Source organism: Methanothermobacter sp. (genome assembly GCF_049720995.1).
In the GTDB taxonomy this organism is placed as follows: Archaea; Methanobacteriota; Methanobacteria; order Methanobacteriales; family Methanothermobacteraceae; genus Methanothermobacter.
This window is the reverse complement of sequence record NZ_JBNASF010000019.1, coordinates 14676-30642: the sequence shown is the minus strand read 5'-3', so window position 1 is coordinate 30642 and position 15967 is coordinate 14676. Positions and strand designations below refer to the sequence as shown.

The following is a 15967-nucleotide window of genomic DNA, read 5'->3' as shown; positions in this document are numbered from 1 at the left end:
ATTAAATAGGTAATTAAATAGGTAATTAAATAGGTAATTAAATAGGTAATTAAATAGGTAATTAAATAGGTAATTAAATAGGAATCAAGAAAACCAGTATTTATTGTTAAAATTGGTGAAATAAATAGAGGTTTTAAGGATTTAAACTGCCTTTTTACCGATTTCACCCGTCCTTATCCTCACAACCTCTTCAACTCCTGAGATGAATATCTTCCCGTCGCCTATGTCACCGGTCTGGGCGCTTTTAACTATCGTATCAACGACCATCTCGAGGTCCTCATCGTTCACCACAATCTCTATCTTTGTTTTTGGCAGAAGGTCTATCCTGTAGTCCCTTCCACGGTAGCTTTCTGTTATGCCGAGCTGTCTTCCACGTCCTCTGACCTCTGTCACAGTCATCCCATGGCACCCTACCTCTTCGAGGGCATTTTTAACTTCCTCTAGTTTCTCGGGTCTTATGATGGCCACCACTTCTTTCATCCTATCACCCCTAGATTCTGTATCCTGTCTCCTCGTGGAGGTGTGTATCGAGTCCCTCTATTTCCTCCTTCTCAGTTACCCTTAGGCCCACTGTGATGTCCAGTAGCTTTCCTATCACCAGTGTAACTACGAAGGAGTAGACAGCGACGATTACAACTGCTATAACCTGTGCTGTCATCTGACCGGGGTTTCCGTAGATGAGACCTGTTCCCAGTTCATTTATGAATGGCGCTGCGAATATCCCTGTCGCCACTGATCCCCATATACCTGACATTCCATGTATCCCGAATACGTCCAGGGCGTCATCGTATCCAGCCCTTGGTTTGAGGTATGATATTGCAAGGTAGGATATGGCACTTGTTATGAGGCCTATGATTATTGCTGCGGGTACCGTTACAAATCCTGCTGCGGGTGTTATTGCCACAAGACCGGCAACCGCACCTGATATGCCGCCGAGCACTGTGGGTTTACCTGTTTTGAGGTAGTCTATCATCACCCATGAGATCATACCTGCGGCTGCGGCCGTGTTGGTCACAAGGAAGGCTGATGCTGCCAGTCCACCTGCTGTTAGGGCTGAACCTGCATTGAATCCGAACCAGCCAAACCACAGTAGCGCAGCACCTATCACCGAGTAGCCAAGGTTGTGTGGTAGCAGCCTTGTGTCCTTCCTCTTACCGAGGAGGTAGACAAGTGCAAGTGCAGCCACACCTGAGTTTATGTGGACCACTGTACCCCCTGCAAAGTCAAGGGCACCCAGCTGGGCAAGGAATCCACCGCCCCATACCCAGTGGGCCACCGGTACATACACCAGGCTCACCCAGAGTGCAGTGAATGCCAGCCATGCTGAGAACTTCATTCTCTCCACTATCGCACCTGATATGAGTGCAACTGTTATTGCAGCGAATGTTAACTGGAATGCTATGTAAAGGAAGTCTGGTATCGTGGGTGCGAGTTCTGCGAGTTTATCGACACCTGTACCGTTCATGAATAGGTTCGCCGGACTTCCTATTAGTCCCATTATGTCTGCCCCAAATGCAAACTGATAGCCGTAGAGTACCCATATTAGGCTTGTCACTGCGAAGGCTATCAGGGACAGGAACATCGTGTTGAGCACGTTCTCCTTTTTTGTTAAACCCCCATAGAATAGTGCCACGCCTGGAACCGTCATGAGCATCACGAGGGCTGTTGATATCAGCATCCAGGCTGTGTCACCGGAGTTTAAAACCGCGTCCATCAGGATCATCCTCAATATACATGCTGTTATTAATTCCATTTTTTCAATCCCGTCCTCCAATACCGGAAAACGGAAATCAACTTCCGACACTATCACTTGGACCATTCTCATATATAAATGTTCCGGTTAAAATTTCAGGGAATGCGGATGAAACTAAAATAATTTCAGGCACAGGGTAATTTACAGTAAAAATGTTAAATAAATTAAGAGGATCAGGGGATGGGGATAGGATGAATGGTTCGATGGATAGCCTTTCCCCTTTCAGAGGTTCTTATCATCACCAGATGGTTTCTGTGATGTATGCTTGATTATATGGCGTTCTTACCCCTTTCACCGGTTCTTATCCTAACAACATCAAGCACATCAGTTATGAAGATTTTACCGTCTCCAATATCTCCTGTTCTTGCGTTTTCGGTTACTGTTTCAATCACCTTTTCAAGGTCCCCTGAGTCAACAACCACATCAATCTGAACCTTTGGGATTAGATCCACACAGTAATCCATACCACGGTAACTCTCACGGATACCCATCTGCTGACCCCTTCCCCTGACATCTGAGACGGTCATTCCGTGGATCCCAACCAGTTCCAGGGCATCCTTCACATCCTCAAGTTTCTCCATTCTGATAATGGCCGTGATCTTCTTCATTGATCTCCACCTCTCTGTGAACAGCTTTTATCTATATTCTCCCACCATATTTAAATCACTGATTACTTCAGTCTGTAACCGGTTTCCTCAGGGATGTATCTCTATTCCCAGATCCCATCTTCCCCCATTTCCTAAGCAGGCTTGCTGGAATGCATGTAACTGTGATGGTGCAGATAACCACAGTAAAAGCACCGATGACCTGTGAGGAGCTCCTTGCCACCTTTTATGAAACCACAGCTGAGGCAGGTTAAGGGTGGGGTATTGCAAATGGATCCACACCCATTGTTCCTGTAACACCCGAGACTCCATGAATTCCAAAAACATCCAGGCGTCATACCCGAGGAGGGGCTTGAGCAGGACACGGCCGGGTAACAGATCATGGCTGCCAGAAATCCATTAAAATCCATGCACCTGTATTCAGGAAGCCAGCTGCAGGGTTTATTGATGCAAGACCTGCAACCGCACCTGAAAGGGCGCCGGGGGCTGGTTTTTCATCTTGATTCTGTCCATCAGCATCCAGACGATCATACCTGCGGCAGCAGAGTTTTTTTGTCACAATCATTGCGGCTGCGGCAAGTCACCTGCCCTGAGGGCTGAACCTGCGTTGAACCCGAACAATCCAGACCATAGAGAACAGGCCCCTATCACAGGGTATCCAGGATGGTGTGGCATGGCCTTCGTGCCTCGGACCGGTGCGGGGAGGGGGCGGCAAACCCCTTGTGCGGCGCACCACCATTTACCTGCAGAATCATAGACAGCAAGGGTCTGCAGGAGTCCCTTGCCCCAACCCAGCGGGCCTTCGTTATATATGATGTGAACCGGAGCCTCATGGTCATGGGTGGTGGATAGCTCAGGACCGCCTCAGTTATATATGATTTGAACCAGAGGGAAATGAATGATTATCCACGATGAAAATCCATCCTCTCAACCACAGCACCTGATATCAGCGCAGCTTTTATAGCAGAAAAATTTCATCTGGCAAATCGCAAAAAGTCCCCCGGAATTGCGGGAGCAGATTGTCATGCCAACATTAAAATATCAGAAAAATGAGAAAAACAGTAGAGGTGTTTCATTGAACTCAACAAAAAAGGGAAGGCTCTTTGCAGTTCTAATGATAGCTCTCATTGCATATGGCTTCTCATCCACACTGTGTATCTTCATAAAACCCTCCTTTGCAGTTGAATTTCCCACAGATATCCTTCCCTCCGATGAGAAGATAGAACCTATGGGAAACCCCGCTTTCCAGCCAGTAATCCTGAAGAAACACATAACAAACGTCACCAACAACACAACCAATGAAACAGAGGTTACATTCTATACCGATAACAGAACAAACAGAACAGAGCCAGCCAGAAGGGACCAGAACCAGAATCAATGATCCACAGGCAGATTATGCCAGTGAACATTTTTAAACAGCAATTTTTTTAAACTGAAATTTTAGAAATAGACATACAGGACCATAATTTTAAGGTGATCACGTGCCAGCAAACACCGTTGGAGAAAGAATAAAACAGCTCAGGGATAACCATAACATCACACTGGAGGAACTTTCAGAAAGAAGTGGAGTTAATAGGGAACTCATCAAGAAAATAGAGGAAGGAGACATTCTACCATCACTCACACCCCTCATAAAGATCTCAAGAACACTTGGGGTCAGACTTGGCACACTCCTTGATGACAGGGTTCAGGATGAACCGGTTATAGTCAGAAAAGGAAAAACCCAGAGGGTTATACACTTCTCAGGCTATGAGGAGAGGGCAGATACAAGCAACCTCAACTTCCACTCCCTTGGCGCCGGCAAAAGCGACAAGCACATGGAGCCATTCATAATCGACGTTGAACTCCACAGCGACGACTTCGAACTATCATCCCATGAGGGAGAGGAGTTCATATACGTCCTTGAGGGTGAAATAGAGGTCATATATGGACAGGAGAAGTACAGGCTCAGTGAAGGGGACAGCATATACTATGACTCCGTTGTACCCCACCACCTCCACGCAGCAGGGGAAACTGACGCAAAGATACTGGCAGTTGTCTACACACCATTCTAGTGGATGATAGGATGTTCAGAATCACTGTGACACCACGCTTCGGGGATATAGATGGCCTCAGACACGTTAACAACACTGTCCTGGCGGTCTGGTTTGAGAAGGGCAGAAACCCCATCTTCAGGATGTTCACACCTGACCTTGACCTCAGCTATGAGAAATGGAAACTCATCCTTGTAAGGACAGAATTCGACTTCCTTGCACAGATGTACTATGGGAGTGACGTGGAGATAAGAAGCTACATAACACACATAGGAAACTCATCCTTCACCATAGGTCACGAGGCCTGGCAGGACGGGGAACTCAAGGCAAAGGGGAAGGCCGTCCTGGTCCACTACGATTTCATTGAACAGAGGAAAAAGCCAATACCCCCTGATATAAGGTCACAGCTTGAAGAACACCTAGTGGAAGAGGATTAACATACAAAAGGGTGGATTTATGGTTTTCACTGAGGAAACAATAGGGGAATTCTTTGAGAAACAGGTTGAAAGATACGCTGATAAGGAGTTCATAGTATACCCTGACAGGGATCTCAGGTTCACCTACAGGGAGTTCAATGAGAGGGTCAACCTCCTTGCAAAGGGCCTGTTATCCATCGGGATAGGGAAGGGTGACCACGTGGGTATCTGGGCCACCAACGTACCCGACTGGCTGACATTCCTCTTTGCAACAGCGAAGATAGGGGCGGTTCTCGTAACGGTGAACACCGCCTACAGGAGCCATGAACTTGAATATGTCATGAAACAATCTGACATGAAGGCAATAGCCATCATAGACGGTTTCAGGGATGTTGACTACGTGCAGACACTCTATGAACTGGTACCTGAACTCAGGACCCAGGAGAGGGGTCACCTTAGGAGTGAAAGGTTTCCTGAACTTAGAAGCGTCATATACATAGGGGCCCAGAAGCACAGGGGGATGTACAACACCAATGAACTGATGCTCCTGGGAAAGCATGTCCCTGACAGTGAACTCCGCAGTGTGATGTCAACCCTCAAAAACACCGATGTCATAAACATGCAGTACACATCAGGAACCACAGGTTTTCCCAAGGGGGTAATGCTCACCCACAGGAACATACTCAACAACGGATACTACATAGGGGAAAGACAGAAATTCACTGAGGATGATCGTCTGTGTCTACCGGTACCATTATTTCACTGCTTTGGGATAGTCCTGGGTGTGCTGGCCATCCTCACACATGGGGGGACACTTGTCATGATAGAACTCTTCGACCCCCTCCTTGTACTTGCAGCCGTGGAAAAGGAGAGGTGCACAGCACTCTACGGTGTACCGACAATGTTCATAGCGGAGTTCACACACCCAATGTTTGACATGTTTGACCTTTCATCCCTCAGAACAGGGATCATGGCGGGATCACCCTGCCCCATAGAGGCAATGAAGCGCGTCATGAATGACATGAACATGAAGGAGGTCACAATAGCCTACGGCCTCACAGAGGCGTCCCCTGTCTTCACACAGACCAGTGTGGATGACCCCATCGAGAAGCGTGTCGAAACCGTTGGAACACCCCTACCACACATTGAGGTCAAGATAGTAGACCCTGAAACCGGCGAGGAACTGGGCCCCGGAGAACCCGGCGAGATATGCTGCCGCGGTTACAACGTCATGAAGGGCTACTACAAGATGCCTGAAATGACGGCTGAGGCCATAGATGAGGACGGTTGGCTCCACAGCGGCGACCTTGCTGTGATGGATGAGGACGGATACTACTCAATCGTTGGAAGAATAAAGGACATGATCATCAGGGGCGGCGAGAACATCTACCCAAGGGAGATCGAGGAGTTCCTCCACACAATGCCGGGTATAAAGGATGCGCAGGTTGTGGGAATACCCGATGAGAAGTACGGTGAAATAGTCGGTGCCTTTGTGATCAGGGAGGAAGGTGCGGACATACTCGAGGAGGATGTCAGGGACTACGCAATCCAGAGAATAGCAAGATACAAGGTTCCCAAGCATGTCTTTTTTGTTGACGAGTTTCCTCTCACTGCAAGTGGAAAGGTCCAGAAGTTTAAATTAAGGGAAATGGCGGTTGAGCTGCTTGGGAAAAAGCCATGATATTTTAATTTTTTGAGAGATAGGATGATAGTTTTAAACAGAAGGAAAAGATCCGTTGATTTTATACCTGCAGGAAACCCGAAGAAGGCCCTCAACACCCGCAGAAAACCAGCTTACTGGGGCAGAATTAAACTCAGGGAAACAGAATCAGGGCCGAGGATATCACGTTTCACCGTTGAGATGGATGGACGTGAAACCATCAGGAAACCATCAGAGGCCCTTAAACTGTTGAAGAGGCAGGCTGTTATTTTAACAGGACGCGACCCTGAGATTGAGGATCTCCTCTCATCCTATGGTATCAGATACAGGTATGCAAGGGTATGCAAGCACTGCCTCCATGAGGGCTACCTGACCCTTGTAAGTTCAGGGTCATCCACGGTGCACGCCGGCCAGATAATATGTTCAAGATGCGTTGACGAACTGATAAAAAGGGAGCTTAAATTTGCTGGTATGGATCCATCGACGTTCAGGAACTTCAGAAGACTGATCAGGCGCGGTTTAAGCCTTGACAGGATACTGGAGATGATGTCCCCCCGCTTCGACCCCCTCGAGAACCATGAACTGACCCGCTATGATACGGTGACATCAGGATCAGACAGGACCCCCCGCATCCCGGTTGATAAACTTCGGATCCCTGAGAAATTTAAGAGGATGCTTAAAAGGGAGGGCAACACCGTACTGAGGCCGGTTCAGGTCCTTGCAGTCGACGCAGGGCTCCTGGATGGGGAGGACATCATGGTTGTATCCGCAACTGCGAGTGGAAAGACCCTCATAGCTGAACTTGCAGGGATACCCCGGGCAATGGCCGGTGAAAAGTTCATATACCTGACACCCCTCGTGGCCCTCGCCAACCAGAAGTACCGGGATTTCAGAAGGAAGTACTCCCCCCTGAAACTTAAAACTGCCATAAAGGTGGGTATGAGCCGTATAAGGGCAAAGGATGAACTCAGAATCCCTGAGACGGATGTGGGTGAAGCTGATATAGTTGTCGGGACATATGAGGGTATGGACTATATCCTGAGATCTGGAAGATCAGGTATCCTGGGGGACGTGGGGGTTATTGTCATTGACGAGATTCACACCCTTGAGGATGAGGAGAGGGGTTCAAGGCTCAATGGGATGATAAAACGTATAAGGAGGCTTTTCCCAGAGGCCCAGATAATTGCACTCTCAGCCACTGTTAAGAACAACATGGAGGTGGCCTCAGAGTTCGGACTCAAACTGGTTGAATATGACAGGAGACCGGTGCCCCTTGAGAGGCACCTCGTATTCTCTAGGGGTGAAGAGGATAGGAAGAACCTCATACTCAGACTGGTTGAGAGGGAGTTCTCCTCAAAATCAGGGAGGGGGTTCCGGGGTCAGACGATAGTCTTCACCAATTCCCGTAGAAAGACGAGGCTCATTGCAGATTACCTGACAAGGAGGGGTGTGAGGGCAGCGGCTTACCATGCAGGTTTATCTTACAGGGAAAGACAGCGCATAGAAAGGGCATTTGCATCACAGGACCTGGCAGCCATAGTCACAACCGCTGCGCTGGCTGCTGGAGTTGACTTCCCCGCATCACAGGTGGTGTTCGAAACGCTTCTAATGGGGAACAGATGGATCACGCCAAATGAATTCGCACAGATGCTCGGGAGGGCTGGCAGACCATCCTACCATGACCGCGGCTTCGTATACGTCCTTCCAGAGGTTGGAATGGACTTTGAAGGTGAATCAGAGGAGGCAATGGCACTCAAGCTCCTTGAAAGCGGACCCGACCCTGTTGATGTTCATTACACGGAGGAAGATGTTCTTGAAAACCTCCTGGCAGATATAAGCTCCGGTGCTGTGAAATCTGAATCTGATATTGTTTGGGATCCCTCATGGCCCCTTGATCATGGAAGGGCTCTTGAAATCCTTGATTCATATGACCTCATAGTAATGGATGGTGAAATCCGCGCCACAGAGTATGGGATGGCGGTGTCAAAGTCATTCATAAAGGTGGAGGAGGCCGAGTATATCAGGGGCAGCATAGGGGGGTCTTCCCGGAAACCCCTTGATATTGCACTGGAGCTTGAACCATTTGAAGGCGCATACATATCAGGGAGGCTGCACAGGGCCCTTAGCAGGTCAGCAGGGTCAAGGTTTTCAATGAATCTAATGGCAGATTCAACCCTTGACATAATCTCAGATGGGGATAACATTGTGAGGCTTGACAGTAAACTTCAGGAGGCTGTTCTTAATCTGCAGATGGATTTTCTGTCGTGTGAATGCAGGGAGAGGCCATTCTGTGGATGCATACAGCGCAGGTTATCAGAACATGTTATAACAGAGCGGATCAATGGCAGGGAACCTGTTGAGATAAGCAGGGGTCTTCTATCCAGATACCAGATCCAGGCTTACCCTGGCGATATCTTCAGCTGGCTTGACACCACCATCAGGACCCTTGAGTCCATAGGGAGGATTGCAGGCGCCTTTAAGAAGAGGAAAATTCTAAGAGAATGTTCAGGGATAATAAGGTCCATTGAGATGGGCGGAAAAAATTGAGGATTGCTCATTTTTTGATTTTATGGGGCATATGGCCACCACCTTTCTGTTTCATCACTTAATATGGGACCTCTTCCTGGAAAGAACTTAGATTGTTTGAGCTGCCGGATATTGGTCATATTAGGGTCTGCCCCTGGAAAAAAGTTAAATTTGTTCAGATGATATTAATATTGCAGTTTGAAAGAAATCTAAAGCAATCTAATAGCTGCTGATAATTAGCAGTTCCCTATCTAAAAGAGGAGATACCATGGAAAAGACAGATAGCAGACTCATTTACATTATCCCCAGTATAATAGTATTTCTGGTAGCTCTTTTTATCACCCTCAGGTACGAGTGGCCCCTTGGATGGGACATTTTTTATCATATACACCTTGCAAGGGTTTACATGACAGATGGTTTAACCATTTTTGACCCTATTTACAATGCTCCGCAGGGGAATATGATCAATTACCCACCAATCTTTCACATAACACTCCTATTATTATCCTGGTTTTAAGAACAGGGCTCTTTGAAGCTGCCAGGTTTATGCAGATACTGTTAGCACCTCTCATTGTCCTATCGGTCACATTTGTTGCTTCAAAGTTTTACAGAAGTAAGATTGTAGGTCTGGCGGCCGGGCTTCTCCTGTTATCAGGCGCAATTGCAGCAAGGATTGTTTTACCATTACCAGAGAACATGGCCCTGATTCTTTTCCCCCTCAGTATCTATTTCTATTATAGGTCTCTTAAGGAGGGTGGAATACTTTTTGCTTCCATATCAGGACTTTTAATGGGTCTAATTGCACTTGTACATGCAGCTGCAGCCTTCGCTCTTGGATTTACAGTAACATTCATAACAATGGGTGTCCTGGGCACGGGACTTTACACTGAACGGGACACCTCAGTGATAGGGAGGGTGCTCTCTGTCTACGTCATTTTCCTTATCACAGCAGTTTCAGTCGCTGCTCTCTGGTGGTTGCCTGCCCTCTACTTCAAGAATAAAGGTCCTGGTGGTGTGAGCACGGCGTTACAGACTTCATCAAGACTCAGCATCCTCAAGTATCCCGGTGCTCTGGGTTATCCCGCTGTAATCCTGTCAGCTATTGGGATGATAGCTGCAATAAGAAGATTCGAGCTTGAAGACAGGATACTCCTCTTCTGGGTCATGGCGCTGCTCATCCTCTCAAAGATTTATTACCTGGGTGTCAACGTTATAACTTACAGGGTTCTGATCTATATAATGATTCCTGTGAGCATTCTGGCCGGAGGCGGACTGATTTCAGCATTTAATGTAATCAGGGCGAGATATGAAAATCCTGCCAGGGTCCTTGTGGCAGCTGTGCTCATACTTGCAACCTTTCAGGGCTTTAGCAACCTATCCAGCGCGAAGGTCGCGGACTATGGTGCCATGACCCCTCATGGAAGGATAGAGATCGCCCCACCATCTGAATCAGAAGTAGAACTTGCAGAATGGTTCAGCAGGGAGAAAGGAAATGGGGTCATTTCATTTTCAAACTACTACACAGCAGGGTTCGTGATGGCCTATACTAACAGACCCGTTAATTCCATCCTGTACGAAGCGGCAGGGGTACCTTCATCGGATGAACTCTCAAATAGGAGCATAAAATACCTTGTATTCGATAAAAGACTTAAAGCAGAGGGCAAATTCACATGGAATGTCTCTGAGAACCTCCTTTTCTACAACCCATCCATCATCAATGTATCCGGCCTCAACTACCCTTACCTTGAGAGGGCCTATGAAAACAGGGACTTTGTTGTATACATCCACAGGCCGGTTCAGTAGGTCGTGGATCCAGCGCTGCAGTATCCCCCGTGGAGAGGATTAAACTCCTCTCACAGGATCACCATTCTGGGGACCGGCAGGTTCTGCAATCAGGGGTCAACCCATTGACCACCTATGGAGACTAACTGCAATCAAGTTGTGGTAAAGCTCAATTATTATAAGTCAGGCTGTCCAATAGAGTGAATGGAGGATCTGAAGGTACATGGTGTCCATTTTATCACCTTCAGTGAATCCTCCCATATCAATTGGGGCAGCTCATATCACGGCATGAGCCTGCATATTCAGGGAACCTCATTACCTCATTCATTTTACTGCCGTACCTGTAAACCGTAACACCCTTACAGCCAAGCTCATGGGCGGCCCTGAACACCCTTTCAACATCGGCGGGTGATGAATCCGGTGGAAGGTTAACGGTTTTTGATACAGCATTGTCAACGTGCCTCTGGAAGGCGGCCTGCATTTTAACATGAAATACAGGGTCTATTTCATGGGCAGTTACAAAGACTCTCCTTATCCTCTCTGGAACACCGGGGACACCCCTCAGACTCCCCCTGGCTTCTATGACATCAAGGGATCTCTCGTCAAGTTCACCTGCCATCACCTGGAATAATGGATGCAGTTCATGGAATTTCCTGCCGAGGATGTTCCTTGTGTATGACACAGCAAAGAGGGGCTCAATTCCGCTGCTGGTTCCGGCTATTATACTCAGGGAACCTGTTGGAGCTATGGTGGTTAGTGTGGCGTTCCTCATACCCTCAAATCCATTGACGTCCCATACACTACCCTTAAATTCAGGGAAGGACCCTCGATTTCTTGCAAGTTCCATGGAGGCCTTCCTGGCCTCAGATGATATGAAGGACATCACCCTCCCTGCCACCTCAAGGGCAGCACCTGAATTGTAAGGTATTCCAAGCCTTATCAGCATATCAGCAAAACCCATGACACCCAGCCCTATCTTACGGGTTCTAAGTGTCATCTCCTCCACACTGGGGAGTGGGTAGCTGTTAACGTCTATCACATTGTCAAGGAAGTGCACTGCCACATGCACAGTCCTCCTGAGCCTATCCCAGTTAACACTCCCACCGGATACCATGAGGCTGAGGTTGACTGATCCAAGATTGCATGACTCGTAGGGGAGGAGTGGCTGCTCTCCACAGTTGTGGACGATGAATCCGTTGGCTGTGAATGCATTTGCGCCATGGACACTGGCATCATAGACCTGCTGGAACCCTTCACTCCTGAGACCCCTGAAGGTGGCAAGACCCCTTTGATCCCCGCATGCAAACGGGTCCATCACAAGGATGTCCCCCCTTTCAAGTTCACCGGCGGCACGCCATTCCAGATAACCATCCATTACAAGGACCCTGTGATCATGGGTTAACCTTAAACTGTAGCCCTCCCTGGTTCTGAGATCATATACTTCCTTCTCACCGGTTTTGAAAAAACCTGATATGGAGGGGTAAGCTGAACCATTGATAATAGCATTGAAGGGTCTTCCTTCCAGTTCAGCGGCGGTTCGCGGACCCTCAGATGTCATTATAAGTGTATCACCTGATACGCAGGGGTTGGTTGCCTCTATTCTTCCGAGTCCCGGTGTCGGGTTGTACCTGTTTATACGGTCCTCAAAGAGGATCCCGGGGTCCCCTGACTTCCATGCAGCCTTCACGATTCTTTTCAGTATCACTGATGATTCTACGGAGCCAACCACTTCACTGTTACGTGGATTTATGAGGTCAACCCGGCCGTCCTCCATGAATTTATCGGGGACAGAAACAGAGAGGTTGAAGTTTCTGAGGGACCCCTCTGATGTCTTGGCCTCTATGAATCTGAGTATGTCCGGGTGGCTGACATGAAGCACCCCCATATTGGCCCCACGTCTCCGTCCCCCCTGCTTTATAACCTCAACTGCAACGTCAAATATTCTCATGAATGACACTGGCCCTGATGCCACACCCATTGTTGATGCAACGGTGTCACCCCGGGGTCTGAGTCTGGAAAATGAGAATCCAACGCCCCCACCAGATTTGTGGATTATTGCCATGTTCTTGAGGGATTCGAATATGCTTTCAATTGAATCGTCAACAGGGAGGACAAAACATGCTGAGAGCTGATTTATGGGTGTACCTGCATTCATGAGGGTGGGTGAATTTGGGAGGAACTCAAGATTCCTCATAACCGAATAGAAGAGTTCCTCTGTCCTGCTGCTGTCGGAACCATATATTTCATCTGCAGATGCAACTGCCCGGGCAACCCGTCTGAACATCTCCCGGGGGGTCTCCACAACCTCCCCCCTTTCGTTCCTCAGCAGGTACCTCTCCTCAAGCACCTTAAGGGCTATTTTCGTTAAATTGATCATCATTAAGAGCCATATGGGGCCATTTATGGTAGTGTCTCCAGCAGCCCCTTAACATCGGCTATGACACTCTCGATGGCATCATCGAGTATTCTCTGGCCAAGAACAGGGTCCGGTTTTATACCCTCCTTTTCACAGATTCTTGCGGCCCTGTCAATCCCCTTACTGGCCTCTCTGGCCTCCCTCAGGCCTATCATTCCTATTTCAGGATACAGTTCTGGTCTGCATTCCTCAACTCTCGTGAGGTCCGCTATTCCCAGTATGATTCCAGCGGACAGTTCACCGCTTCCTGCGTGGGGCCCCTCAATCTCAACGATCCTGTTATTCCAGATTATCTCCATGTCAAGTTCATCCATGAGATCCTCAATGCAGTCCTCAAGCCGGTTTCCCCCGTGGCCATTTACGATAACAGCCGCGTCGATGTTCAGGCGGGTCCTGGCCTTTCTGAGGACTGGTTTCAGGTCCCCCTCCAGAAGTTCATCCCTATCAAGGTGAATGCCATGTTTAACGTATGGAAATTCGGTTGCACCGTAGATTATCCCGAGGAACTTTGCCCCTGTTCTAAGGGATGCCTCCAGGGCCACGTAGGATGCTATCTTGGCATCGGTGTCGATTGGGAGGGCCGGGCCGTGGTTTTCAAGGTGTGATCCCAGTGCGATTATCCCAACCCTATGGACATCCTCTGAGATTATGTTACCTGCATCAAGGTTAAGTTCAACCATCCTTCACACCTCGAGGTCCCATATTGCATCTCCAATGTGGTGTATGGTTTTTATGGCCTTTCCAGAGTCGTTTTTTATCATTTCAGGGCCGCTTATGAGGCTTATTCCCACTACAAGGGGTTTGCGGTGTTTTTCGTCCACAACGATGACGATGTCATCTCTCTCAATTTCAGGGTCCGCATCAACTATACCTGGACTCATCACATCGGCACCGTTTGCAAGGAACCTCACAGCCCCCATATCAACCACCGCATAACCCTTCTCTATTTCCTTCATGTGGATGGCTCCCCTCAGGGTGGGGACCACCCTTCCATCCATGAACATGAGGAGCGGCTCTCCATTGACGAGGATTATATCGTTTTCATCTGTCTCTATTATCTCAACGGTGGCCTTTCTGGGTATGAGCTGGGAATATTCTCCTATCTGATCCAGAATCTCCTTCATCTTCTTTTTCTTTATATGGTACCTCTTTTTGATCTTCACGTTCACACCCTAGAAATTTCATGAGAACCTTACATATCTATATGATTTAATCCATTAAACCAGTTTACCCTCTAATCTGCAATCACCTTCATTCATGCCATTATCCTTGTGAGAAAACTTATATACTAGTAAAATAGAAAAATGGAGTATCTGACTGGAAGATTCTGGCCTGTTAGTTAGATTTAAATATAATCTGACCATATTTTAATCTAGGATAGGTGATAGATGTGAGTTCACAGAGAGTTAATGTACAGAGACCACTTGATGCTTTGGGCAATTCACTGAATTCCCCTGTGATCATCAAACTCAAGGGTGACAGGGAATTCAGGGGAGTTTTAAAAAGCTTTGATCTCCATATGAACCTCGTGCTGAATGATGCAGAGGAACTGGAGGACGGAGAGGTCACAAGGAGACTCGGGACCGTCCTTATACGCGGAGACAACATAGTTTACATATCCCCGTAGGGTGATCCGGAATAGCTTGATTTATATATTAATAGAGAAAGCATATTTTATAATTAACAGGTTTTAACTGATTTTCAGGAGGATTAGAACATGAAAGGTACTCCATCATTTGGTAAGCGTAACAAGAATCTCCATATAAGGTGCAGACGCTGCGGCAAGAACTCATACCACGTGCGTAAGAAGGTATGTGCAGCATGCGGCTTTGGAAAATCACGCCGTATAAGGCGATACAACTGGCAGAATAAAAAAATTACAGGCCAAAGGTTGAAATAAATGGATAACAAGGGCCCTGTTGATGTGCGGATAATTGTTGAGGGAGCCTCTGACGTTGAGAGTGTTTCCAGGGCGCTTCAGAGGGTATCCCTAGGCGCCAAATACCATATAACCATATCATCCATAGTGCCAACAACAAGCCTCGAAATCGCCATGAGGGCTGTTGAAGGGGCGGATATCGTCCTGATAGCCACTGACGTTGATCAGACTGGGCGTGAACTGGCTGATAAATTCCGTGAAGCGCTTAAGGGTCATGTTGGGCACATTGAGAGGATGAAACTCCCCTACGGTCATGATGTCGAGTACCTTGACCCTGACCTGATAAGGGAGGAAATAGAAAACGCCATCATAAGGGCCGGACTCCAGACACTCTCCACTGTGAAGAATCTAAGAAACATGAGGGAGAGCCTTGAAGAGTGTCAGGAGAGGCTGAATGAACTGCTGGCCGAAAACAGTACCCTAAGGGATGAAAATATTAAACTCCTGGCTGAAGTTGAGGATGGTGAGAGGGAGGCAGAATCCCTCAAAGAGGAGATAGGGGTCCTCGAGGAGAAGTTAAAGGTCCTTGAGGAGGATTATTCCAGGCTCAAAACTCGTTTTTCTGAACTTGAAGATAAGGAACTTCTTGAAACCTTCTCAATAGGGGAACTCTGGAGCGAAACCTTTGGAGAGGAACCAGATGACCCTGAGAAGATTTATTTTGTAACCGATCACATCAAACCTGAAGGCATAATCACTGGCCAGGGCTTCATAGCGGCACCATCAAGGGAGGATGCTGTTGAGTGGCTTAGAATAGTTAAATCTGCCCTGGTGTTCACTGAAACCGATGATGAGTCATCCTAGATCCGGGAACTTAAAACCTTCTTGTTGGGAGAA

The 15967-nt window shown here is 47.8% G+C and carries 19 protein-coding genes; 11 read left to right on the top strand and 8 right to left on the bottom strand.

Annotation, left to right across the window (positions count from 1 at the left end; translation table 11 throughout):
* Positions 1–141: 141 nt before the first annotated feature.
* From ACPLJI_RS06830 to ACPLJI_RS06810, 5 genes are all read right to left on the bottom strand, one after another.
* Entirely contained in the window at positions 142–480 is a 339-nt protein-coding gene (locus ACPLJI_RS06830; protein ID WP_424730663.1) for a P-II family nitrogen regulator, read from the bottom strand.
* Between the two features lie 10 nt (positions 481–490).
* A complete protein-coding gene (locus tag ACPLJI_RS06825) occupies positions 491–1714 on the bottom strand; it encodes an ammonium transporter (protein WP_424730665.1) in 1224 nt (407 codons plus the stop codon).
* Between the two features lie 308 nt (positions 1715–2022).
* Positions 2023–2361 (bottom strand): P-II family nitrogen regulator, encoded by a 339-nt coding sequence (locus ACPLJI_RS06820; protein WP_424741185.1) that lies wholly within the window; start codon positions 2359–2361, stop codon positions 2023–2025.
* Positions 2362–2737: 376 nt separating this feature from the next.
* Positions 2738–2923 carry a hypothetical protein gene (locus ACPLJI_RS06815; RefSeq protein ID WP_424731545.1) on the bottom strand — a complete coding sequence of 62 codons (186 nt, stop codon included), beginning with the start codon at positions 2921–2923 and terminating at the stop codon, positions 2738–2740.
* Entirely contained in the window at positions 2920–3033 is a 114-nt protein-coding gene (locus ACPLJI_RS06810) for a hypothetical protein (RefSeq protein WP_424731546.1), read from the bottom strand. Before ACPLJI_RS06810 ends, ACPLJI_RS06815 begins: the two co-directional genes overlap by 4 nt.
* On the opposite strand from ACPLJI_RS06810, the gene ACPLJI_RS06805 reads away from it, so the two are divergent.
* The 8 genes from ACPLJI_RS06805 to ACPLJI_RS06770 all read left to right on the top strand — a co-directional run bounded on the left by ACPLJI_RS06805 (position 3022) and on the right by ACPLJI_RS06770 (position 10796).
* Positions 3022–3210, top strand: a complete 189-nt coding sequence (locus tag ACPLJI_RS06805) for a hypothetical protein (protein WP_424731547.1) — start codon at positions 3022–3024, stop codon at positions 3208–3210. The two genes, ACPLJI_RS06810 and ACPLJI_RS06805, sit on opposite strands and share 12 nt — an antisense overlap.
* Before the next feature lie 223 nt (positions 3211–3433).
* Positions 3434–3739 (top strand): hypothetical protein, encoded by a 306-nt coding sequence (locus ACPLJI_RS06800; protein WP_424731548.1) that lies wholly within the window; start codon positions 3434–3436, stop codon positions 3737–3739.
* A 100-nt stretch (positions 3740–3839) separates the two neighbouring features.
* Positions 3840–4412: a helix-turn-helix domain-containing protein gene (locus ACPLJI_RS06795; RefSeq protein ID WP_424731549.1), complete on the top strand. Its 573-nt coding sequence runs from the start codon at positions 3840–3842 to the stop codon at positions 4410–4412.
* Between the two features lie 11 nt (positions 4413–4423).
* The gene (locus tag ACPLJI_RS06790; RefSeq protein WP_300476268.1) at positions 4424–4828 is read left to right on the top strand and encodes an acyl-CoA thioesterase; all 405 of its coding nucleotides are present in this window, start codon (positions 4424–4426) and stop codon (positions 4826–4828) included.
* A 19-nt stretch (positions 4829–4847) separates the two neighbouring features.
* A complete protein-coding gene (locus ACPLJI_RS06785; RefSeq protein WP_424731550.1) occupies positions 4848–6488 on the top strand; it encodes an AMP-binding protein in 1641 nt (546 codons plus the stop codon).
* A 24-nt stretch (positions 6489–6512) separates the two neighbouring features.
* The gene (locus ACPLJI_RS06780; RefSeq protein ID WP_424731551.1) at positions 6513–9014 is read left to right on the top strand and encodes a DUF5814 domain-containing protein; all 2502 of its coding nucleotides are present in this window, start codon (positions 6513–6515) and stop codon (positions 9012–9014) included.
* Positions 9015–9261: 247 nt separating this feature from the next.
* Positions 9262–9510, top strand: a complete 249-nt coding sequence (locus ACPLJI_RS06775; protein WP_424731552.1) for a hypothetical protein — start codon at positions 9262–9264, stop codon at positions 9508–9510.
* 29 nt (positions 9511–9539) lie between these two features.
* The gene (locus ACPLJI_RS06770; RefSeq protein WP_424731553.1) at positions 9540–10796 is read left to right on the top strand and encodes a hypothetical protein; all 1257 of its coding nucleotides are present in this window, start codon (positions 9540–9542) and stop codon (positions 10794–10796) included.
* Positions 10797–11037: 241 nt separating this feature from the next.
* Here the strand turns inward: ACPLJI_RS06770 and ACPLJI_RS06765 are convergent, their stop codons facing one another.
* The 3 genes from ACPLJI_RS06765 to ACPLJI_RS06755 are packed head-to-tail and all read right to left on the bottom strand — an operon-like array spanning position 11038 to position 14360.
* A complete protein-coding gene (locus tag ACPLJI_RS06765; RefSeq protein ID WP_424741184.1) occupies positions 11038–13152 on the bottom strand; it encodes a ribonucleotide reductase N-terminal alpha domain-containing protein in 2115 nt (704 codons plus the stop codon).
* Positions 13153–13175: 23 nt separating this feature from the next.
* Positions 13176–13871, bottom strand: a complete 696-nt coding sequence (gene arfB / locus ACPLJI_RS06760) for a 2-amino-5-formylamino-6-ribosylaminopyrimidin-4(3H)-one 5'-monophosphate deformylase (RefSeq protein ID WP_424741183.1) — start codon at positions 13869–13871, stop codon at positions 13176–13178.
* A gap of 3 nt (positions 13872–13874) precedes the next feature.
* Positions 13875–14360 (bottom strand): DUF1947 domain-containing protein, encoded by a 486-nt coding sequence (locus ACPLJI_RS06755; RefSeq protein WP_424741182.1) that lies wholly within the window; start codon positions 14358–14360, stop codon positions 13875–13877.
* A gap of 221 nt (positions 14361–14581) precedes the next feature.
* Here ACPLJI_RS06755 and ACPLJI_RS06750 point away from each other — a divergent pair, with 221 nt between their 5' ends.
* From ACPLJI_RS06750 to ACPLJI_RS06740, 3 genes are all read left to right on the top strand, one after another.
* Positions 14582–14818: an LSm family protein gene (locus ACPLJI_RS06750; protein ID WP_013295846.1), complete on the top strand. Its 237-nt coding sequence runs from the start codon at positions 14582–14584 to the stop codon at positions 14816–14818.
* 90 nt (positions 14819–14908) lie between these two features.
* On the top strand, positions 14909–15091 hold the full coding sequence (locus tag ACPLJI_RS06745) for a 50S ribosomal protein L37e (protein WP_424730649.1): 183 nt from the start codon (positions 14909–14911) through the stop codon (positions 15089–15091).
* Positions 15092–15934 (top strand): toprim domain-containing protein, encoded by an 843-nt coding sequence (locus tag ACPLJI_RS06740; RefSeq protein WP_424730650.1) that lies wholly within the window; start codon positions 15092–15094, stop codon positions 15932–15934.
* The last annotated feature ends 33 nt before the right edge of the window (positions 15935–15967 follow it).